The organism is Pontiella desulfatans, from assembly GCF_900890425.1.
Classification (GTDB): Bacteria; Verrucomicrobiota; Kiritimatiellia; order Kiritimatiellales; family Pontiellaceae; genus Pontiella; species Pontiella desulfatans.
On the sequence record NZ_CAAHFG010000001.1, the window covers coordinates 2,594,373 to 2,615,597 of the forward strand.

Here is a 21,225-nt window from a genome sequence, read left to right on the forward strand (position 1 = left end):
ACCGGACGCTGCTGCACAGAACCCCATGGTAATCCGGGAAAAACATTAGTCACGGCGAGAAATGACAACACGTTCAGCCATGGAATCTGGAACCTCCGTTACCCAGAGCCCATCTGATCTTTCGAGAAAACTCAATCCGTCCGCATTCGGCATTCCGTTGTCCAAATAGAACGCCACCTTACCACCTTCAACCAAACTGAAGCTGATTTGATCCTGTGTGAATTCAGGATTCAGCACCGTGGCCGGGCAAAGATATTTGTCGATGTTCCCGACCATCGCCCAACCGTTCTTAATCGGGCAGAGATGCACCAGCTTGTCGGAGAGCCCGGTCAGTTCCACTGGATACGCTGTATTCAGAACGGTACCGCTCTGTTCATACCAGTCGTAGAGGAACAACCCCTCAGCAGGAATTTTCCACGGCTCAACCGATGGCTGGATAAATGAACCCGCATGGGTATAATCAGCCGCAGTGATCGATGCGATGACCGATTCGGCCTTCGAGAGGTTGTAGGAAACAATCGAAGCAGCACCATGCGGCAGCGGCGCAATCACACGATAGGCCTGCGGAACTTCCAAGGCGGAAAGCATCACCGAATCCGGCAGCGGCACCGCCGGTGCCAACGGACGCAGCAGCCGGCCATCTTTCCAGCACAGCGGCGAAATCAGTTCCGGCACAAAATCCGTTGCAGCATCGGACACATAGATCGGTGCTCCTGCCACGGCCTTGCTAACCGCCATCATACGGCCGCATACTGGGTCGCAGGAGTGGAACATGTCGTGATCCGGCCAAACCAGTTGCCCCATCCAAAGCGTGTTCTGATAGGACTGGAACAAATGCGACTTCGCCTTGGGCTCGTTGTTGAGCAGATAGTCGACACTCACCCGCGATACCGCGCTATATTTGGTATTATAGACGCTCAGCAGGTCGGCGCAAAAACAGTTGACCAGACCACCGGAGAGTTTTTTTGCCGCCGCTTCTAGCGACTGCGCATGATTCGCAACGGTTTCCACCGGATTCCCTTTCCCGGCGTAAAACTCAATCTGACGATTCTGATTATCGATCTTCACAAAATCAAATCCGTGCTCCGTGGCTGAACCGATCAGCGCATCGTAAAACTTCTGCGACGATGCCTTGTCGCCCTTCGGCATCATCAGCGGAAGGGGCTCGCCCTGCCACTTTTTCTTATCGATCGGCATCAGGTACGGTCGCAGTTCGTCAATCTCATGATCGGGGTGAAGCCCTTGCCACTGCCCGTTCATCGCATGCCAAATACCCATCCATTTTATCTTTTCCGACTTCAGATCCATCAGCGGGTTGAAGCCCTGCGGAAAAGTCTCCGGATGCGCCTTAAAGGAGAGTATCCGGCTGTCGCCCATCTTGAAGCCGGTCTGGTGTTGGTGCCCGTCGTCCACCAGTACCCAGCGGATCGGCACCTCACTGGCCTCGATCTGCTGCATCGACTCCACCAGCAGGTCGGAGCTGATGCTTCGGCGGTACTGCTCCCAGCTGCACCACCCCAGATAGTTGAACATTTCCGGATATGCCTTGGTGTGGCGCAGCGCCGCACGCCCCTTGACCGCGTCCGACTCCAGCACCGCTACGGCACCGTCATGGAATACGGAGTAGATATCCTTGCCGCGCGACCAGGCCAGCAGCGGAAAATCGCCTTCCACCGAATCGGAACCGAAGGTCATCAGCTTGACGCTCAGGCTCCCGTCGTCCGCCACCTCCAGTATGGACATGGTTTCCGGACCGCAAACGCCCTGCAGCTGCAGGTAGCTTCCGTCCTTGAGTTCGAACAGCGCCATCAGACCCTGCCGCGCCGGCTCGCGCGCCTTGGCATCCGGTTTATAATTTTCGTCCATCATGGTCGCCAGCGAATCCGCCGCCCATGGAAAAATACGGTTGGCCGAACTTAGAAAACGCTGGCGTCCATCCGTACTGAAATAGAGCACCGATTTATATTCCGGCAACTGAATCGAGCGACGCGCAAGTTCGCCGTTCTTCGGACTGTCGGAAAAATCCTTCAGCGTCTCAACGCCCGCCCCTTTGAGCGAACTCGTATCGATGACCGCAGGTGCCGCAGCCGTAACCCCCAATGCACACACAAAACTCGCAAAGCTGATACCATATTTCCAAATTTTCATACGTATTCCTGTTTAACAAAAAAATAAGCCCAAGGGATTCCGAGGGCTTGAAACGCTGTCCCATATATTTAGTCCCTCTCTATTCAAATCCTATCATGTTTGCGACGGATTTTTTACCACAGAGGACACGGAGGCACAGAGGAATGGGATCTCTCTGTGTCTCGGTGATCTCTAGCGTAGCGAGTGGTAAAATTTGGTTCCGGCTCCGTCGGGTTAGGATTAGATCAAAAACCTGCGGCGAATAAACAGCATCCCGCCGCCAAACGCGCTGATGAGCCCCAAGGTAGCCGGTTCAGGAATCGCAACCCAGAAATAGGTCGAGCCTCCGTCGGATTTCGCATAGAGGATGTCGCCATCGCCATCCGTCCATGAATTATCAAAATCCGCGTAAAGCATGATGGAGTTTTCACCTGCATCGAATGTGATCTCGCCCGATCCAATCAGCAAATCCACGGTACTGCCATCCTGCCATTTATTGCCGAAGTTCCATTGCAACACACCGGCATCGCTGATGTTGAGACCTGCACCGCCACTCAGATCCAAACGGTTGTTGTTGGTGCCGGTTATAACCAGCTTTCCGCCTGAAATGCTCACCCCAGTGGCCCCATCCAGCAGTACCCGATTGATCGCCAACTCGCCACCGGAAATGAGCACCTGCCCTCCACTGGCGCCATCCATCAGGTCTGCCGTTCCTGTATGGGTTCCTCCGGAGACGTTCAGCAATCCAGCGCCGGCGCCCCCCACCTGCCAGTTGACCACGTCAACTGATCCTCCCGAAAGGTTGGCAACGCCAGCCGGCCCGCTGTCATACGTTGTTCCGCCGAGAACCAGATTGGCCGTGGATGAATACGAGCCACTGTTTACGTTTAGTTCGCCGTAGACGTTTGCACCGTTTCCTCCGAGTAGCAGATCGGAAGACGAGCTCAACGAGCCGCCGTTGATATTCAGATACCCCTTGGTATTGTTATTACTTCCGGCCTTGATCTGCGAGGCTCCCACGGTAATGGACGAACCGGCATTGATATTCAATACACTACCAGCTCCACCACCGCGCAGGATGATGCCGGCCACGGTATCCGTCGTTCCATCTGCGGCCGTGACCGTCTTATTGAGTCCGACCAGCGCGGTATCGGCATCGGTTATGGTTGGATACACCGTCATCCACTCTCCGGAACCGGTTGCATCAACCACTCCGCCCATTGCCGCCCCTGTCAGCAAGGTTGCAGACAGCAACCCGATCATCTTAGTTTTACTCATCTTCTTTCCCCTTATGCTCCGGAAAGGAATCCCGCACTGAAACGGGATTCCACTTCCTTTTGAGATTTACTCGCTGATTTCCAGTTTCAGAAACTTGGTGTCGACATCCACCGGAATCACATTCGTTACCGCTTCAAACAACACACCACGCCCCGGCCAGTCGCCACCGGAAGTGATGGTGTAGGCCGACTCGTTATCCCCCCAGCCGATGTTCACCAGATCAGTGGTTTCAAGAACCGTATAGTTCGGGCGGTCAGCGGATTTCAGGCGCGGGTAGATGTAGGTAATGGATGCACCATCGCAATCCATGTAGCGCTCCTTGATACCCACATCGGCAGCATTCATCGGATTGCCGCCCAACCCCCACTCTTCAAGGTTGCTGGCATCATCCGAATCCGGATCATCCGCCATTCCCGCATCATCGTTATAGATGCCCTGGCTGTCGGTCCACTGTTCGAAGGCGGTCAGTGCTGTCTTTTGTAACAGTCCGAAGTAGAGCAGGTTTTTGTCTGCCGCGCCCGTCTGGGTATCGCCGAAAGCTCCGACTGCCGTGATGTTATCGAGGGTCCGGATGATGAAGGACGCTCCTGAAACGGTCATCATGCTGGTGGATGTCAGCGTGGCCGGCGTGAGGACAGCCCATTTTTCCGAGGCGATATCGACGATACTCGCTGTGCCGCCGGAATTGAATGTTGTTTCGCTGACATACCAGGTAGATCCGTTGCGCACCGCAGCCCGCAGGCCGTTGCCGTTCCATGCGTTATTGGCATCGACCTCCCATGTCGTCTGGGCGGCGGTCGCATCCACCGATGCGCCTTCGACCCACAACAGCGCCGAGTAGGCATCCAGGGCGGCATTGAGGGCATCGATCTTGATGTAGTCACCTGCCGCGTCATCACGGAACTTGTGGACGTTCGACCAGCGGTCGGTATTTTGGTCGATAACGCCACCAGGCAGATTATGCTGCATGATGCCATACACCAACGGATAGTTATTCGTATTGTACACGACCGCATCCTCGACCAGCGAATCGTCGAAACCATCGCTCACATAGTTCGCGATACCGTTGGTGGCCACGGCTGCCGGATCCCGGAGATTGCAGCCGGCATAGTTCAAATGCGCATTGACAATGTCTGTGGCATGACCCCACTCCATCAGCGCAGTTTTACCCAGCGCACGCAGAATAGCCTGCTCGGAACGCGGACTGTCGCCGCCGCTGTAATGGGCAATGGTGGTGTAGAAGTAGGTGCGCTTGTCGGTCAGCCCCTCATCACCGTAGCTGAAAACCAAGTCATTGGTCAGCGACGTGTACGGACCCGCACCATCGACTTCCGAGCGGAAGAGTTCCACGCTGTCGGCCTCATACGCTCCTTCCCACGAAACGAGTGCGGAAAGATCGCCGCCGTCCACCGCCATGTTGAACGGCGGCAACGCCAGCGGATCTGCGGAGACCGCGTGCGTCATACTGAGCGAATCGATGGCTACATCCACCCGGGAAAAGGTTCCATCAATGTCTGATTCATGATCATGACCCAAGGCAAATTTCAAGCCGTCGGAGGCATACGGAACCAGCTTTTCAAGCAGGATCGGTTTGCCTTGGTAGGTGGTTCCGCCGACGGTCACGTCCACGACCGCCAGATAGGTGTCGGCAATAGTGGTTTTGCGGATGACATAGTCGCACACCATGAGGTCTGAATCATAGTCCGGCCCCGCCGTGGCGAATCCATCTTCCCCGGAGGCTTCCCATTCCGGATCCCAGCCCAGGTCTGCTCGGCCAACCAAGTTCATCTGGTTGTCCCCGAATCCGGCACCGCCAAAGGTGACCGCAAGGCCTTTGCCGCCATTGATGTGGAAGTTAATGTTGACGTCGTCGAGTTCCCCCTGCGCAAAGACCGAATCCGGATTGGTCGTCAGCCCGAGGTTCAGCACGCGGCGATTGTTGAGGTCGGCTACTTCAATGGTATTGGTCACGCCAGCCGCGATTTCGCGGGACTTGACCAAGTTGGTTCCAGAACCGGTTTGGAACGAAAAGGCGATGGTACCGCTCCACTGCGAGCCGATCCCGTTGGTGGTCCATTGGTCGCCGTCGTCAAATACCACCTGATTTCCGAGCGTGGTATCGAAACTGTTGGACACGCTGATCGTTTCAGCAAATCCGTCACCCGTTGAATCGACATTGAAGGCATTGGCGCCGGAATTGGTAATGGCCGCCCACCCGTTCTGCCCATCCAGATCGCCGTCGGCATAGACCGGGGAATCGGTAGCTGCAAAATCGGTATCGATCCGTGTGCCGGTCACAAAGTTCTTGGGCGGCAGCGGCGCTTCGACAAACTCGCCGGTAATGGCAAAATTATCGAGATTCAGAGAGTTGCTGGTATTGGTCTCTCCGATCACGATGAGTCCAAACTGCGCGGTTTCTCCGAAGGCCAGTTCCACATCGCCCATGGCGTTGAAGGTCGGGGATGCCGCCGTGCCGGTTTGCGTACCCTCGGTCGCGAGCGTCCAGTCCAAATCGTCAAAGTCGCCGGAAGCGTCAACACCGGCACTCATAAATTCATTGGTCTCAACCGTCAATTCATAAACGGTAATCGGCGTTCCCAGATCCCCGCCCAGATACTCCAGCTTGAACTGAGCCGGGACATCCGTCTGGCCGCGGTTTATGTCAAAATGAACCGCATTCAGCACCAGATTGCTACCGAAAGAGTTGTTACCTACCGCCATGAAAACCGTCTGTGTAAATACGGTCGTTCTATTGTTGAGTGAACCGCCGGGGATGCCATCGACGGAGGTCGGCGCATCCGAACCGAACGTTCCCCAGGAAAGATCCGTGCTGGTCTCGGCACCATCCCGCGTCAGTTGGGTTCCGCTAAAATAATTACCGGCATTGGCTTCGCCGTTCAACGGGGCAATTACGCCCACATGGTTGGTGTCCCACCCAACGGTTCTATTCCCGTGGTGTCCGGCAAGCAGCTCGATGGCCGCTGTCGCCGGCATGATGCCGGCCGCCATCGCTGCCACGATGGATGTGGATATGAAGTGCTTGAGTCTCATCTGTTTTCCTCCTGATTGCGGGGTTGACTATACTTTCTTTTTTACCACAGCCCTGATCCGTGCGAACGAACCACAACCTTCCTCTGATGATCTATGTCTACACCCGACCTGAAAATCTGTCATGTCGCCAATACTGGCTACAAGGCCTGTCACCGCTGTCGTTACTCCCCATCCGCCGTGATTTTGTAGAAGATGGTTTTGCCGGGTATGGAGCCGGTATAAACATTCTCGGGCAGGCCGGTTTCCACCGGTTGGAAATTTTCATGGAGATTGGTTGTGCTCCAGACCGTATAGCTGGCATCCAGCACGTCTTCCCAATTCAGGAACGGATCGCCGGAAGGCAGTACAGCCGGATTGGCGGCCGCGTAGGACGACTGATCCGACAGAGCGGCCGTCAGCACGGCCTTGCCGGGAACATCGGCGAGGAAGAGCGAAATGCGCACACGGCGCCGCCCCGAACCAGCCGTTGCCCAGCCCGCAGGCTTCCAGTCGCCGAGTGGCAGCAGCACCGAACCGCCCGCCAAAAAGTTCCAACCTTTGGAAACCGAAGCCGCTGCTTCGGCGAACCAGTTGACGTCGCCAAACGTGCTGCTACCGCCCAATGCGGCCTCGTTGATGGTGACGGATTTCACCGCATCCTCGCCGTCGAGATAATCGATGCGGATGCGCAGCGAACCCGAAGAGATTCCAAGCGATTCAAGATCGAGGCGGAGCAGATAGTCGTCGGTCACATCGCGCAGCACAACACCGGCGAGACCGACACCGGAGGCTCCGTCCGTACCGACCGTAAGCCGGCCATTGATCTGGTCGTAGTGCCCCATGCCCTTCGGGCGCGGAGGAACCGGCCGTCCAAACGGATCGATCTCCTGTGCGTTGATCCGCGGCACCAGCACGGCGTGCGATCCATAGTTCGCCGACAACACCTTGCGCGAGCGGGTACGGTCGCCGGGGAAATAGTTCGGATCGCCGGTGTTCGCCATAAAGACGATTTCGTTGGTCGCCGTGGTCAGCACCCAGCGGCCGGTGCCTGCCGGCATTGCGGTTTTGGCCTGCCAGATTCCGTTATCGGAGCCATCGAGCGCACAGCGGTAGAACACCGTATCGCCCGGATCAAAACCACAGTTGTCCACCTGCACCACATGCGAGGTTGCAACGCCGCTCGGATTCCAAATAAAGGCGTACAAACCCAGATCGGGATCATACGAGGCCAACGTGTTGATATGCGCAGAGGAGGAGTCGGCCGCAACACGCATTTCGGGCATGTCGGCATAGGCTTCCAGCCAGCGGCGGCATCGATACGGCATAAAGTCATGCGGAACATCCTGCAACGTGGCATAGGCAATGTCGGGCTGACTTAATATATAAACCCAGTTTTCCGTGACCTCGCGGAACTTCGCGTCGTCGAGGTTATATTTGATTTCTGCGCTCCACTCGTCGTCCTGCTTCACATAGTTGTATTCAGTAATGAATACCGGCGTGCGGTCGAAGCGGTTGGAATAGGCCGGATGAAGAACGGACATCAGGTTTTTCAGGGCATAGCGCGAATTGGGGATATGAAACTGCTCCATGTCGTTGCCCTGATAAAGCTGGAGCGAAAAATAGTCCAGCGGATAGGTTTCGTCGTGAAGTTTCTCCTGCATCACCCATTCGTCGAGGGTATGGCCCAGCCGCCCGCCGCCGATGCGCGGGCCGTTCTGGTCATAGTTCGTTAAATCCCATTCGGCGGCCGAGGAGTTCTGCGCAATCCCCGAAACCCTATAGTCCGGATCGGCGGCGCGTACTTCCAAGGCCAGGTGGCGGTACATATCCCGCACGAACATGCGGATATTCTGTTGCTTTTCCTCTTCCGTCAGATCCATGCCCTCCACGCCGTACGGCACGCCCGGGTCGCCCAGCGTGTGGTCGGGCTCCTGCCAGAACGACCAGATGGTCGGGCGGAATTCGGATTCGTTTGCATTGAGATGCGCGGCAAAGTCGCCGATGGCCTGGGTAAACCTGAGCCGGTCGTCCGCATGGGGCGGAGGAGAAGAATCGCCATCAGGATCCTTGCCGCCCTGGAAGATCGGGCTTCTGAACAACCCATCATCGGCCAGCGTCGCCATGTAGGGCGCACCGTCCCATCGGATATAATGAATCATGTCGTAACCGGCCATCTGCGCGCGCAGGGCGTCCAGACTGAGGTCGAAGTTGGGCAGCACATGGGTTCCATCCAGATAGAGCAGCCCGCGCGGATTGGAAGCGATGGAAGGATCGTTGCCGATATATGCGGAAGGGGCATTGTTCAAGGCGTAGTTTTCGCGGCAGTCGCGCATGTTGGCTCGATAGATCGGCATCTGAAGTTCGCCATCGCGGTCGATCCAGTCAACAACCTGATTATCATCGCGAATAAAGAAGGAGCCGCCATGCAATTTCTGCACCAGCGGAGGGAACTCGGCGGCGGCACAGTTGATCGTCAAGGTGCCGGCCGTTTCCTGTTCGCTTGTCCAGGCATACACGATTCCGCCGTCGTTGCAGGCATACAACATCTCTCCATCCGTGTTCGTCCACGACTGATCCCAGACATCGTAAAGCATGGTCGAACCGGGAGAATCCCAGGTGATCTTCCCGTCATCAATAAGCCCGGCAAGCGTCGCCACCTTGTTGCCCCAATGCCAGGCCAGTACGCCGTCGCCACTGATTTCCAGAGCACTGCCGTTTTCGAGCTTCAGCTGGTTGTTGTTGGTGCCGAAGATATGCAGTTCGCCGCCGGACACGGTGATTGTTCCACCGCCATCAAAGTCGATACCGCGCACTTCGAGGTATCCGCCGGAGACCGAAAGCAAAGCCGAGCACCCGACCGGGCCGTCCTCCACCCGCTGATGGACATACGCCGTCCCGCCGAAGAGGCCTACCTCCCCCGCGTCAGCAGCCGTTTCGGCAATCACCAGAGCATTACTGGCCACGAACGAAGCACCGCTTGTGATGGCGAGCGCCCCGCTTCCGGCAAACCCGACCACAACGCCATCAGCCCTTGCCGTTCCATCCAGCAGGACGTCGGCATCAGCTCCTAATCGGGCATTTTCTCCAGACGTTGGAACATGGCCGAGACTCCATCTGGACGGTTCATTCCAATTCCCGGAAGCATTCGTCCAGACATTGTCCATCGCCCGAGTTGCGGAAGAGGATAAAAACAACAGTCCGACAAGGTATAGATCTCTTTTTCTCATGCTCACAGCCTATTGCGAGCCAGAGAATCCGTCATGTCACCAAAAGTGGTGACAAGGGCATCCTTAGTGGAACCCGGTGAGTTTGGCGATGGCTTCCGTGCGGGAATGAACGTGGAGTTTTTCGTATATGCGGCGGATGTAGGTGTGAACGGTGTGGATGGAAATATCCAGTTCGTCGGCAATCTCCTTGTAGAGCCGCCCGCGGGCGAGCAGATTCAGCACCTGCGTTTCCCGCTCCGAGAGTTCGTCAAGTTCGCTCGGGAGCTTGTTGCCATTCGGTTTCTGGAAAGACTGCACCACCTTTCGCGCAATGGTGCTGTCCATGGGCGACCCACCCGACGCCGCATCCTCCAAGGCCAGGAGAAGGTCGGTTACAATGGTACGCTTGAGCAGATAGCCGACCGCTCCGACTGCCAGTGCCTCAAAGATGTATTCCGCCTCGTCATAGACCGTCAGGATCACAAAGTTCGTCGCGGGCAACGATGGCTTGAGTTGCCGGATGCATTCGATGCCGTTCGCTCCCGGCATATTGATATCCATAAGTACGATATCCGGGGCGTCGGCCGGAAGCCCGGCAATGGCTTCCTCGGCATTGGGATAGAGGTTGAGGCAGGAGAACCGATCCTTTTCCTCGCTAATCAGCTCGGAAATCAGTTCCCGTGTTCCGCGGTCGTCGTCGACAATGCAGACGGTTATGTTTTTTTTCATTCGAAGTCCTTGTTGTTGCGGGGCAGTAGAAACTCCACATTGGTTCCACCCTCGCTGTTTGATCGGATTGAAAAACTGCCGCCGATCATTTTCATGCGGCGCTTCATGTTTTCGAGTCCGCGCTGGAAGCGTTCGCTTTTGAGGTCGCCGATTCCCCTGCCGTTATCGCTGATGGTGATGCGGATGCTCGCCGGCTGGATCGCCACCCCGAAAACCACCCGCTTGGCGGCGGCATGCTTCGTGATGTTGTTAAGCGCCTCTTTAATGGCCAGAAAAAGATTATGGCGGACTGGCCCCGGAACGGTTTGGGTCGGCAGCTCCATGGGAATATCCAGATCGCAGCCCATTTCGGTTTCACGCAGGAAATTGCCCACATACTTGGAAAGGTAGGCCACCAGGCTGTCGAGCGTGTCGTTGATGGGGCGCACCACCCAGACAATCTCATCCAAAGACTGTACCAGCTTTGCCGAGACGCGCTCCATCTCGCTGATGTGCCGCGGTGCGTTGGTGGAATCGTTCCTGCGCATCGCACTCGTGATGCGATTGCACAGCAGCGTAATTCGGGTGAGCTCGGAGCCGATCTCGTCGTGGATATCCATGGCAATGCGCGTGCGCTCCTGCTCCACGGCGTGGAGGCTTTCGGCCCGGATCAGACGGCGGCGGTTGATGCGCTCGGCCACCCCCAGCGAAATCAGCACAATCAGGAAGAACCCGCCCATATACAGGGCCGTCTTGAACCACCAGGTTTCCCAGTAAAAAGCGGCTACCGAAAAAGAGAGAAATGCCGGTTCCGGATTCCAGACCCCGTCACTGTTTGAAGCCATCACCTCGAACCGGTACCGGCCCGGCGGCAGATGCTGGTAGCTGACGATGCGGCGCGTGCCCATGTTTACCCACTCGTCGCTGGCCCCCACCATCCGGTATTTGAAACGAATGCGCTGCGGGGCAATGTAGCTGAGCGCCGAATAGTTAATGTTCATGCGGTGAACCCCCGGTTCAAGCTCGATGGCATTGACGGTGTTGAGCCGGATCACCTCATCGTTAACCAGGGTATCTTTAATGACCACCGGCACCGCTTCCGTTCGCCGTTGGATATCCGATGGAACAACAATGGACAGATCACGACCGGAGGCAAACCATAGGCGCCCGTCGCTGCTGCGGCACGCGGTTGAAAACCCGGTGTCGACATACAGGGAGGGTTCCAACCCGTCGTTTGCATCCATAATGATCGGTGTACCGATGGCGCGCATCTCGCGCGCCCGGCCATAGAGCGCGTTGCGCTCCAGCACGGTAATGCCCTCCTCCACAACCATCCAGAACCGTTTCTTTTCGTCCTGCAGGATGTTCCCAATAATGTTTTGCGCCATCGGCACCGGATAGAAAACACCATCCTTCCATAGCAAAAGCCCGTTGCCGCAGGTTCCCACCCAGAGTCCGCCCCCGTCGGGATCGATATAAAGTGCTGTAATGTGCGGGTTCGGCAATCCCTCGTTTTTCCCGTAACGCGTCAGAATACCGTCACGTAGCGCAGCCAGTCCTCCGGTTTTCATGCCGAACCACAGCGTGCCATTCTCGCTGCTTGCCATGCATTGGATATCCGAAACGCCATCGGCTTCCGAACAGACCATCCGCCACAAATCATTTTCCCCGCGCCACAGGCCGGTTTCCCCGCCAGCCCAGAGCACACCGGCATGATCTTCGTGAAGCGCCCAGACCCTATCCCCGGATCCTTCTGCCGGAAGAACCGCATTCGCCCCGTCAGAGCCTATCCGCATTAAGAAGCCGTTATCGTTATTGAGCCAAAGGGTTCCCGTTCGGTCTTCGATCAAGGCACGCACACTCCCGGAGGGTTCCAAACCGGTAAGCTCGCACACCGAGCCCATATCAACCGAAAAAACCTGTCCCTTGCGGGTTCCCGCCCAGATCCCGCCGGCGCGGCGCGGAGCAATGGAGCGCAGTGTCTGAAAACGCCATTCACCGGTTTCGATTCCTGTATGCCGTTTCGTCCGGACGGCATTGAGCGCGTCAGTTGTGCCAACCCAAAGGGTTTGTTCATTATCCTCGAAGAGCGAGAGCACCTGGTTGGCGGAAAGTCCTGTGCGTCGCTGCAGTTGTTCAAACGAACCATCCCGGTCGATAATGAAAAGTCCACCGAAGGTCGTGCCGATCGCGACGCTTCCGTTTGAGAGCTCAAGCAAATGGATTTTCTGCGTGGTTTTCCAGGGAACCTCGCCGAGGCTTTCGACCTCTTCATCACCCTCTAAACGAATGAGCTTCATGCGCCTTACCACCCACTCCCCACCCGAGCGACTGGGCGCAGCAGACGTTTTCCTGACATCGGAGACGCTCTCTTCAAAAGCGGCCGTCCCTTCCACGCCCACCCGCAGCACGCCGCCCGCTTCGTTGACCGCCCAGAGGACTCCCTCTTCAGTTTCGATGAAGTCGATGATGGGCAAGCCCGGCCAGCCTGGCGGCAGCGGAGCGGTAAAGAAATCGTTGTCCACGCGGAACGAAACATGCCCGGTATCATGCCCCATCCAGAGAATGTCGCGGGCATCTTCGTGCAACGAACGTATCCGGTTATCAGGGAGGTTGGGACTGTTCACGACATTGAAGGGCTGGAAGCGGATGCCGTCGAAGCGTGCGGCTCCGTTGAGGGTGGCCACCCAGATGAATCCGTTGCGCCGCTGGATGATATCGCCAACCTGCCCGAACGGCAACCCATCGCCCACCCGCCAGGTGCGGATCAGGAACGGGCTGATGCTTTCGCTGGGCACAACCTCGGTTGAAATGCCTGAAAAAGCCCCCAGTGCCATCCCGCAGCACAGGCCGGTTACCCGCAGCATCCAATATCTACCCCATCGCATAACCAGTACATATACTCCATTTGGCTTGCTAATAGAAGCCGCGACATGTCCCCAAAACTCGCTACATGGCTAGCGGGCGTTGGTTTTGCTGGCGCGATACATTTCCATGGTATCCGCTCTGGCTCCGGGGTCGCCCTGCGAGGCCATCCAGGCATCGAGTTCCTTCGAGAGCCGCGCCAGCGCTTCGGCGTGCTCGGGATTTTCCGTAAGATTCTCGAGCTCAAACGGATCGCGGTCAGTACGGTAAAGCTCTTCCGCAGGGCGATTCATGTAGCGACTCACCAACATGGCAATATGCTCATCGTTCCAGGAACTGAACATCCACTGCCCCCAATAGGCATTGCGGTTTTTCGAAAGACCGTCGTAGCTCATCACATATTTCTGAGTGTAAAGCGCATCGGGTGTCAGGTTGCGGATATAACGATAGGTTCCGTCGGTGACCGTCCGGCTCGGATAGGCCAATCCCTCGGGAATGTTGTTGTGGATGCCGTAGGCAAAGGGTCGGTGTTCCGTTTTCTTTCCCGCCAGCACTGCGGCAAAGCTTGAACCATCCAGACCCTTCGCCTGGCCGCCGCCCAGCTCCATGAATGTCGGAACCACATCCACATATTGCACAATAGCATCCGTCCGTTTTCCGGCCGGCACCCTGCCCGGCCAGCGGGCAATGAGCGCGGTGTGCAATCCCGTGTCCCAGACTGTCCATTTGCAACCGGGGAACTGGGAACCCTGCTCCGAGGAAAACATAACCAGTGTACCATCCGCCTGCCCGCTTTCTTCCAATGCCTGGAGAATCTCGCCGACCTGCCCATCCATATACGTGATCTCCGCAAGATACTTCGCAAAGTCGCGCCGCGTCAGCTCGGTGTCGGCAATGTTCGGCGGGAGCTTGAGTTCATCAACCGGATATTTCGACGCATCGCCCATCACCCACGGAACATGCGGCTCGGTCAGGCACACGAAAAGGCAAAACGGCTTCTCCTTGTTCGCCATGAATTTCGTGATCCCGGAAACATCGTGCGGCTGGGTTGGATTCCGAACACAGTTGGAATCGAATCCCGGCACCACCTTGAAGGGAAAGACCGAATTCGGTTTAACGTGCATCTTACCGGAAATCCCGACGCGATAGCCAAGATCACGCAGATAGTGCGAGATACTTTTCAGTCCCTTCTTGCTGGCGGAATGATTATATGCAGCCCCGTTACGCCACGGAAACAGCCCGGTATAGAGCGCGGAGCGGCTCGGCTGGCAGATCGCCTGGCTGACATAGGCGCGGTTGAATACCAGCCCCTCGCCCGCCAGCTTATCGATGTTCGGCGTCCGGGCATTTTCTCCGCCGTAAACCGGCAGGTCGTTATGGGTGCAATCATCCGCGATGATAAACAAAAAGTTGGGTTTTGCTGATACCGCCAAAGCGGCAGATAAAACCATTACTGATAACACTGTTGTTTTCATTTCACTGTCCCGTTATTTTTCCATCAATAATCCAGATTCCCGACTGGCCGTCAATGCGTGTTCCGGACACCGCGGTGACCGTATTTGATTCCTTCACGAAAAGCGAATTCCACATGCTTGCCGCAGCGCCTGCCATGGAAAACGGCTTGGAGCCGCTAGTGAAGTCCCTCGCCTGTTCATTACCCAGATAGACCACCATCTGCTGGACACCTTCCGCGTTTTCCAGTTGTGATGAAAGGACGGTGATGCCCGTCGGCATCTGAACCAGATAGGGCGCGCCAAGGTAGGTCATGGGCGGAAGTTCATTCTTGAGCGCATATTCCCTGCGCTTGCTGACGGCATCGATCCTGCCCTCCTTCCATCGCTGTCGGGTGCTCGAAAAAAGAACAACCGGCTTCATGCGTCCGCGTTCGTCGTTCCACCTGCTGTCCTCGATGGCCATGGCAACGGTTTTCCCATCATTTAAAAGGCACGGCACCGACATGCCATCGCGCGCATTGTCGCGCCGTGAAACCGTCCATACCTTAGAAGGCTTCTTGGAAGAGATCATAGAGATTTCCTGCTCGTTGGTTTCGGTGTACGGCTTTTCGTTGGCGAAGAAAACCTGCACCTCGCCATCGGGATATTGAAGCGCAACCGGCTCCCAGCATCCATCATCCTTGGTCAGCCCGGCAGTGAACAACCGTTTCGCCTCTCCCCACGTGCGTCCGCCGTCATCGCTGAGGACAGTCATGATAGAAAAAGGATGCCCTTCCGAGTGAGGCCGTTCGTTGTAGCAAAGCAGTACGCGGCCATCGCGGAGCTGTCGCAGCTCCGGATTGGCGGCAATCCCATGGCGGTAATCCGTCACCAAGACTTCCCCATCCCAGGTGCTTCCGTTGTCTAGGCTACGCTTTACCCGGCTTTGCCCTCCGCGCTGATAGCAGCAGAGCAATTCCCCCGAATGCAGCCGGATGATCCGTGCATAGACGGATTTTTCCGACACCAGGCGCAGCGTCGCTGGATCCCATTCAATCCGATACCGGTCGTGATCCAATGCCACCGCAGTACACTCCAAAAATAATAGTAACAATAATATACGCATCCAATACCTAGCCTTACCCCGAAACCCATAATTATAGAGATAAGCCCCTTCCCTGTCATGTCCCCAAAACCAGCTACAATAAAATGGTGTCAGTACTGAATGGTACCTTTTCTCGGGGCAAAAACGGCGCCTACATAGAAGGAAGTACTTGCAGACGATAGTATTTCGATGACTCAAGAGGCACCACGGCCTGTTCATTGGTTGAAAAACCTTCGTTGGCGCCCACGGACGGAAGCGTTATGTCAGTCCATGATGTTAGATTGGAGCTGACCTGCATCTGCAGTATTGCGTCCGCGGTATAAAGCGGATCGATGTAGCGCAGCACGAGGTTGTTAAACGCCAGGGCATCCGCTCGTTCGTGCGCAACCGAAGGGTCAAGACCCAGAGCATACTTCTCAAAATTTGTAAATTCGTCCGTGGGCTTGTCTTCCCCGGCCTGTACCCCGGCCGGCAGGTTAAAGCGTTCGATCCAGTGGTTATATGCGAGCTTGTTTTCCCTGATCTTTACATTGCGGAACTTGATATCGGCGCCCTCCGCCTGCAGACAGATATACCCGCTTGTTCGTTCGCAGTTGATCCCCTTGTTCACGAAAACGTCATTGATCCACACACTGATGGTACTTCCCTGGTTCGTTGTCACTTCCGTAACGATCCGCACCGAGTGCCAAACACCATGGGTGTTCCCCTCCGGATTGGCGCGTCGAATGATCCGGTGATCCGGTCTATTCTGATCCGGAGCCGTCGGCCAGCCTGGTTCAGCTTCCAGATAAAGCTGCTTGCGAAGCAGGTCGCCTTCGTACCCCTTGCGCAACTGCATCTCGATGGAAGCCGGAAACGCCTCAGCGGAATCAACGAAATCCGGACCGCCCAGAATCCAGATTCCGCTGTTTCCGGTAGAGGGTCCTTTGTCCAATTCCGTGTACATATACTCGAGTGTAAGTTCGTAGCTTCCGTAATCCTGACGAAGCGTATACAGGGCACTTTGACGCTGCCCGTCAGCCGCCGCAAACGCGGAGTCGTCGCTGGTGGAAATTTCCCAGATGTCGTCGCCGATCGTGCTGCCCGAATTATTCTGGATGGACATACCCCACTCGTTGAAGTTGCTCCCGTTAAACAAATCCACCATAACCTCTTCTCTGGTGACCGGGCCCAGCCAGCTGCTTTCTGCAAATCCGAGCGAAGCGTGAAGATCCTGCACCTCCTCGAACGAAAGCGCACGATCCTCCAGAATCACGGTTTTGAGATGGCCCGTGAAATAGGCCCGATCCGTTGCGCTGCCCAGGATATTGCATCCGAAGTTAATGCTGTCGGCCGGCAGGTTTATCGTGACATTCTGCTGCCCGCGGACCGCCCGTCCGTCGACGTAAAGTGTTCTGTTTTCATCCGTGGTGCTGAATGTAACCGTCGCTGCATGCCACTCGTGATCGGCCATGGGATAGTCCTGCCAAATGCAGCCGGTCGATATCGAACCGCCATTGCCGCAGACCAATTCATCCTCCGCGTTCATGAAGATTCCCCAGTCGCCTTCGTCGGCTCCCGGCAGTTCACGCCCCACCAACGCGGCATTGCTCCACCAGTGGCGCAGGTTATTGGGTTGCGGATTGCTGGGTCGGGTCGCCCCGCCCTGACCCAGCGTTGAATCAGCCTTGAAGACAACCGTCGCGGTCCATTCCGCCTGACCGGCGAGAAAGTTGGAACCGGACGGGACTTCCAGCGCATCGTTGCCGTCGAAATATACGCCGTCCGCGTCCTTGGTCGGATCGCCTCCGTTGGCAGCCGGCAACGATGCCGTGGTGCCAAGTTCACCTTGCGATACCCACGTGATGACGGCCCCGTCATCCAGGTCCGATGCTTCCCATCGCTGGATCGCCGCATCCACTGAATACATGATACCCGCAACAGCCAGATAGACCCCGCATTTGCTCAAGTGCATCCGCGTTGCCTCAAAAATAAATGACACCGTAGAGGTGCGGATGAGGAGTCGTTTGACTGCATTAATGGGTACCCTCTAATTCGGGGGTTGTCAAGGTGGGGAGGCAGTCGGGGAACCCGGGTTCCCCGACTGCGGCGGACTCGCCGGTTTTCTTCATTTTTTCGATCTTGCGACGTCGGCGCTGGATGCGATTGCCCAGCTCGAAAGGGTCGAGCGTTTCGTATTCGCGTTGCAGAGCAGCCTCCTGTTGTTCGCCAAGGATGCCGCTGACCTTCAGGCGGTCAAAGGGCGTGGCGGGGGCATCGTATTTCTTTTTGTACCGGCTTTTGACGCGAACCTTGCTTTTTAGCTTGAACGAGGGTTTGAAGAAGTTGTTGAGCCGTTCCCAGTCGCGGTAGAGTGCGTTGAGCTCTCTGATCATGGCCGGGTTGTCGAGCCGGTCGTAGCCGAGCAACTCGCGCACGTGCGTCCAGTTCTTTTGTTCGACATGGGCGTTGTCGTTCTTGTGGTACGGTCTGCTGCGTGTAAAACAGACGGGCTGTTTGCGTTGCAGGAAGTAGCGCGTGAGATGGTGGTTGAGGAACTCGCTGCCGTTGTCGCAGTCGAAGCCCAGGATGGCGAAGGGCAGCTTGTTTTCCACGTCGTGGGTTTGGTGCATCACGCCTTCAGCGCCTTTGTTCCAGACCGCGCGGGTTACCGTCCAGGTGCTTATGATGTCCGTATAGGTGATCGACCAGATGAAGTCCCCGCTCATCGATCCGCCACAGTGGGCTACTGTGTCGGCTTCGAGATAGCCGGGCCGGTCGATGTCCTCGGTGGAGGTGCGGAGTGGGATCTGATTCTTGAGCAGCGAGCCGGGCTTGGTACCGGTATTGCGCCTTCGCTGGTACTGCGCTTTGAAGGGTTTGAGCACCCGGTCGATGCTTGCCGGGCTGATTCTCAGTAGCTTTTCACGGCATTCGGTCGATAGCGGTTCGTAATGTTTTTCATAGTGCTTCAGCCAATGTGGCATAGCAGGCTTGAGGCGCTTCCCGCACAGTTGTCCAGAACGAAGCCACAGAGTTTTGAGGGTCTTGCGCAATTCAGCAGAGTCGTACTCGCCTTTGCGGCCGCGTTTGCCCCTGGAGGGCGTAAACGAGTCGTTGAGCAGCTTGGTGGCATGCTTGCGATCATAGCCGCATACCGCGCATACTTCATCGAGCAACCGGGTCTTGTAGGCCTTTTCCGCGCGCCTATAGCGGCGTTTTTGTACCGCGATGTATTCCATTCTGGTTTCGCAACTCATCTCTTTCATCCTCCCTGTATACAGGGTGTGATTTTTTGTGAGTCAACGAATCCTTTCCGCCCGCATCCTATCGGATGCTTCGGTGTCATTTAATTTGAGGCAACTCGCATCTGAATCCTCCTTCTGGAATACCTGGTAACCAGATACTTCATAGTTGTTTAATTGCCGAGCTGACCATATCCCTGAATCTCGTCACGGTCATGTCACCAATTCAGGGGACACTCGTATGATTATATTAAGCGAATCATGATGCGGATGAACAGCGACGAAGCCTCCTCGACCAGTCCCGCCGGAACACGCACACGTTGCTCCTCGTGAGTCGCTGAAATCAACTCACGGCTCACCAGTTCCGGTGTAAACGAGTCCCATTGACCTGCAAGGCTGGTTGCACAAAGGAAGTCGTAATCCAATCCGGCTGCCGCCTGAATCGGCATCATCCACCCTCCCCCCGTTGTACAGCAAACTGGGCAATATCGGGGAAAGATCGGTCAGATTCTCTGCAATCCCATGATGCGGAACGCAAAAGACACCCAAAACCAAACCGATAAACAGCACATAAGATCTTATCATACTATCTCCCGGCACGGGCTTACCGCTGATCGGCTCTTATGAGAACGTCGTCGAATGCCGCTTCACCCGAAACGATGCGCAAACCGCAATAACCGCTTGTATACTCATCGTCCACCGCATCGATGACCAGCTTTCCATCCACGAAAAACTGGATCATCCCGTCACGCACACAGACCTCCAGTGTATATTCTTTTCCAGCCTCAACCGACAGATCAGCCCGCTTGATTTCAATCCATTTTCTGCCGTTCATTTTCCCCAGAATCGCACGGTCGGCTCCGGGCATAATTCCTGCAAAATAGCCTTTCATCGCATCGTAGCCCACGGCGGGATGCTGAACGCGAAAGACCAAGCCGGCATCGCGTTCCCCCTTCACAATTTTCGTTTTTGCGCTGAAGGTGAAGTTGTCCCATACCGCATTTCGGACCATGGCTTTTTCGCCGCAACGATAGTTGTTGGCGGTTCCCCACCCCGGATCGATGCCCAAGTGCAACTGACCATTCCGGACATCGATGAAACGGTTATAGCCGAAATACTGCCAGCTATCCCACAACCCATCGTCAAAAGAATCGGTAAAGGAGGTCCCTTTGACCGGCGGCTTTTCGCCGGATGGCTTTTTCAGCACCGTTCCTTCGGTCGTCGGGATCGGGAACCGGGGAGAGCCGTCCGCGTTCCAATCGAACTTTTCGATACGCACATTGCGCTGCCATCCGCGCTCTTTGGAAATCTTGGAATGATAAACCATCCAATCCTCAGTGCCGTCCGGCGATGATGTAAAGCTGGCATGCCCGACACCGTGTACCGTGTCTGTGCCGGCACAGACCGGCTCGGCTTTCTTCACCCAGTTTTCCGGATTCATCGGGTCCTGCCCCGCCCGAATCGATAGCTGCCCGAGCTTATACGTGTGTTCCCATGAACCGCTGCACGAATAGATGACAAAAATCTGATCTTTGTTACGAAGAATCTGAGCTCCTTCATTCAGCCCTTTTTTATTCGGCGACTCACTTACACGCACCCACACATAGGTATCGTTCGGTGCAATTTTCACGCGATTGGATTTTACCGTCCACGGATTCTCCATCTCGGCAATGAACAGCGACTGGTTATTGTCGTCATGCCCGTCCCAGCCCGACCAGATCAGGTAGAGTTTGCCATTCATTTCCAGGGGGGTGGCGTCGATCGCCCAACGGTTGTTTTTCCCCGTCTCGATTTCATCTCCGGTATAGATTACACCCAGATCCGTATATTCCCCCTGGGCATCCTGCGTTTTACTCTGAAGCACGCCGGTTCGATGATCGATGTTCTTTCCGCTGTCGGCCGCATAGTAGATATACCACCTGCCCTGAAGATAGTGCAGCTCAGGAGCCCAGACCTGCTTCGAGTTCCACCCCTTGTCCGGCGCTTTCCAAACCAGCCTTTTGATGCCTTTATCGGTCAACTTGTCGGATTTCCATATGGCCACCCCCCGGTCGCCTTCCGACTGGCAAAAGTAATAGAGGCCATCGGTATGCCTGTACACAAACGGATCGGCGCCCTCGTAGACGGGATTTGTAAACGAATCAAATCCCCCTGCATTCACCCATCCGAGCATCGAGATATGGCAAAAAATAACCACCGACAAACGACTACACGATTTCTTCATTTACATCTCCTGATCAAAAACATGT

12 protein-coding genes are annotated in these 21,225 nt (G+C 56.0%); all 12 read right to left on the reverse strand.

Annotation, left to right across the window (positions count from 1 at the left end; translation table 11 throughout):
* Positions 1 to 45 precede the first annotated feature (45 nt).
* The 12 genes from E9954_RS09140 to E9954_RS09195 all read right to left on the reverse strand — a co-directional run bounded on the left by E9954_RS09140 (position 46) and on the right by E9954_RS09195 (position 21,200).
* On the reverse strand, positions 46 to 2,148 hold the full coding sequence (locus E9954_RS09140) for a Sip1-related alpha-galactosidase (RefSeq protein WP_136078874.1): 2,103 nt from the start codon (positions 2,146 to 2,148) through the stop codon (positions 46 to 48).
* 219 nt (positions 2,149 to 2,367) lie between these two features.
* Positions 2,368 to 3,405, reverse strand: coding sequence for a PEP-CTERM sorting domain-containing protein (locus tag E9954_RS09145; protein WP_136078875.1), 1,038 nt, complete (start codon positions 3,403 to 3,405; stop codon positions 2,368 to 2,370).
* A gap of 66 nt (positions 3,406 to 3,471) precedes the next feature.
* Positions 3,472 to 6,456, reverse strand: a complete 2,985-nt coding sequence (locus tag E9954_RS09150; protein WP_136078876.1) for a hypothetical protein — start codon at positions 6,454 to 6,456, stop codon at positions 3,472 to 3,474.
* Positions 6,457 to 6,617: 161 nt separating this feature from the next.
* On the reverse strand, positions 6,618 to 9,662 hold the full coding sequence (locus E9954_RS09155) for a hypothetical protein (protein WP_136078877.1): 3,045 nt from the start codon (positions 9,660 to 9,662) through the stop codon (positions 6,618 to 6,620).
* Between the two features lie 63 nt (positions 9,663 to 9,725).
* Positions 9,726 to 10,370, reverse strand: coding sequence for a response regulator (locus E9954_RS09160; protein ID WP_136078878.1), 645 nt, complete (start codon positions 10,368 to 10,370; stop codon positions 9,726 to 9,728).
* Positions 10,367 to 13,237, reverse strand: coding sequence for a sensor histidine kinase (locus E9954_RS09165; RefSeq protein WP_136078879.1), 2,871 nt, complete (start codon positions 13,235 to 13,237; stop codon positions 10,367 to 10,369). The genes E9954_RS09160 and E9954_RS09165 overlap by 4 nt, the downstream gene beginning before the upstream one ends.
* 69 nt (positions 13,238 to 13,306) lie before the next feature.
* Positions 13,307 to 14,689: a sulfatase family protein gene (locus tag E9954_RS09170; RefSeq protein ID WP_136078880.1), complete on the reverse strand. Its 1,383-nt coding sequence runs from the start codon at positions 14,687 to 14,689 to the stop codon at positions 13,307 to 13,309.
* Between the two features lies 1 nt (position 14,690).
* Positions 14,691 to 15,731, reverse strand: coding sequence for a sialidase family protein (locus E9954_RS09175; protein ID WP_168442113.1), 1,041 nt, complete (start codon positions 15,729 to 15,731; stop codon positions 14,691 to 14,693).
* Between the two features lie 172 nt (positions 15,732 to 15,903).
* Positions 15,904 to 17,706 (reverse strand): family 16 glycoside hydrolase, encoded by a 1,803-nt coding sequence (locus E9954_RS09180; RefSeq protein ID WP_136078882.1) that lies wholly within the window; start codon positions 17,704 to 17,706, stop codon positions 15,904 to 15,906.
* A gap of 61 nt (positions 17,707 to 17,767) precedes the next feature.
* Positions 17,768 to 18,991, reverse strand: a complete 1,224-nt coding sequence (locus E9954_RS09185; protein ID WP_136078883.1) for a DDE-type integrase/transposase/recombinase — start codon at positions 18,989 to 18,991, stop codon at positions 17,768 to 17,770.
* 230 nt (positions 18,992 to 19,221) lie between these two features.
* Positions 19,222 to 19,428, reverse strand: a complete 207-nt coding sequence (locus E9954_RS09190) for a hypothetical protein (RefSeq protein ID WP_136078884.1) — start codon at positions 19,426 to 19,428, stop codon at positions 19,222 to 19,224.
* Between the two features lie 152 nt (positions 19,429 to 19,580).
* Positions 19,581 to 21,200 (reverse strand): family 43 glycosylhydrolase, encoded by a 1,620-nt coding sequence (locus tag E9954_RS09195; RefSeq protein WP_136078885.1) that lies wholly within the window; start codon positions 21,198 to 21,200, stop codon positions 19,581 to 19,583.
* Positions 21,201 to 21,225: the final 25 nt, after the last annotated feature.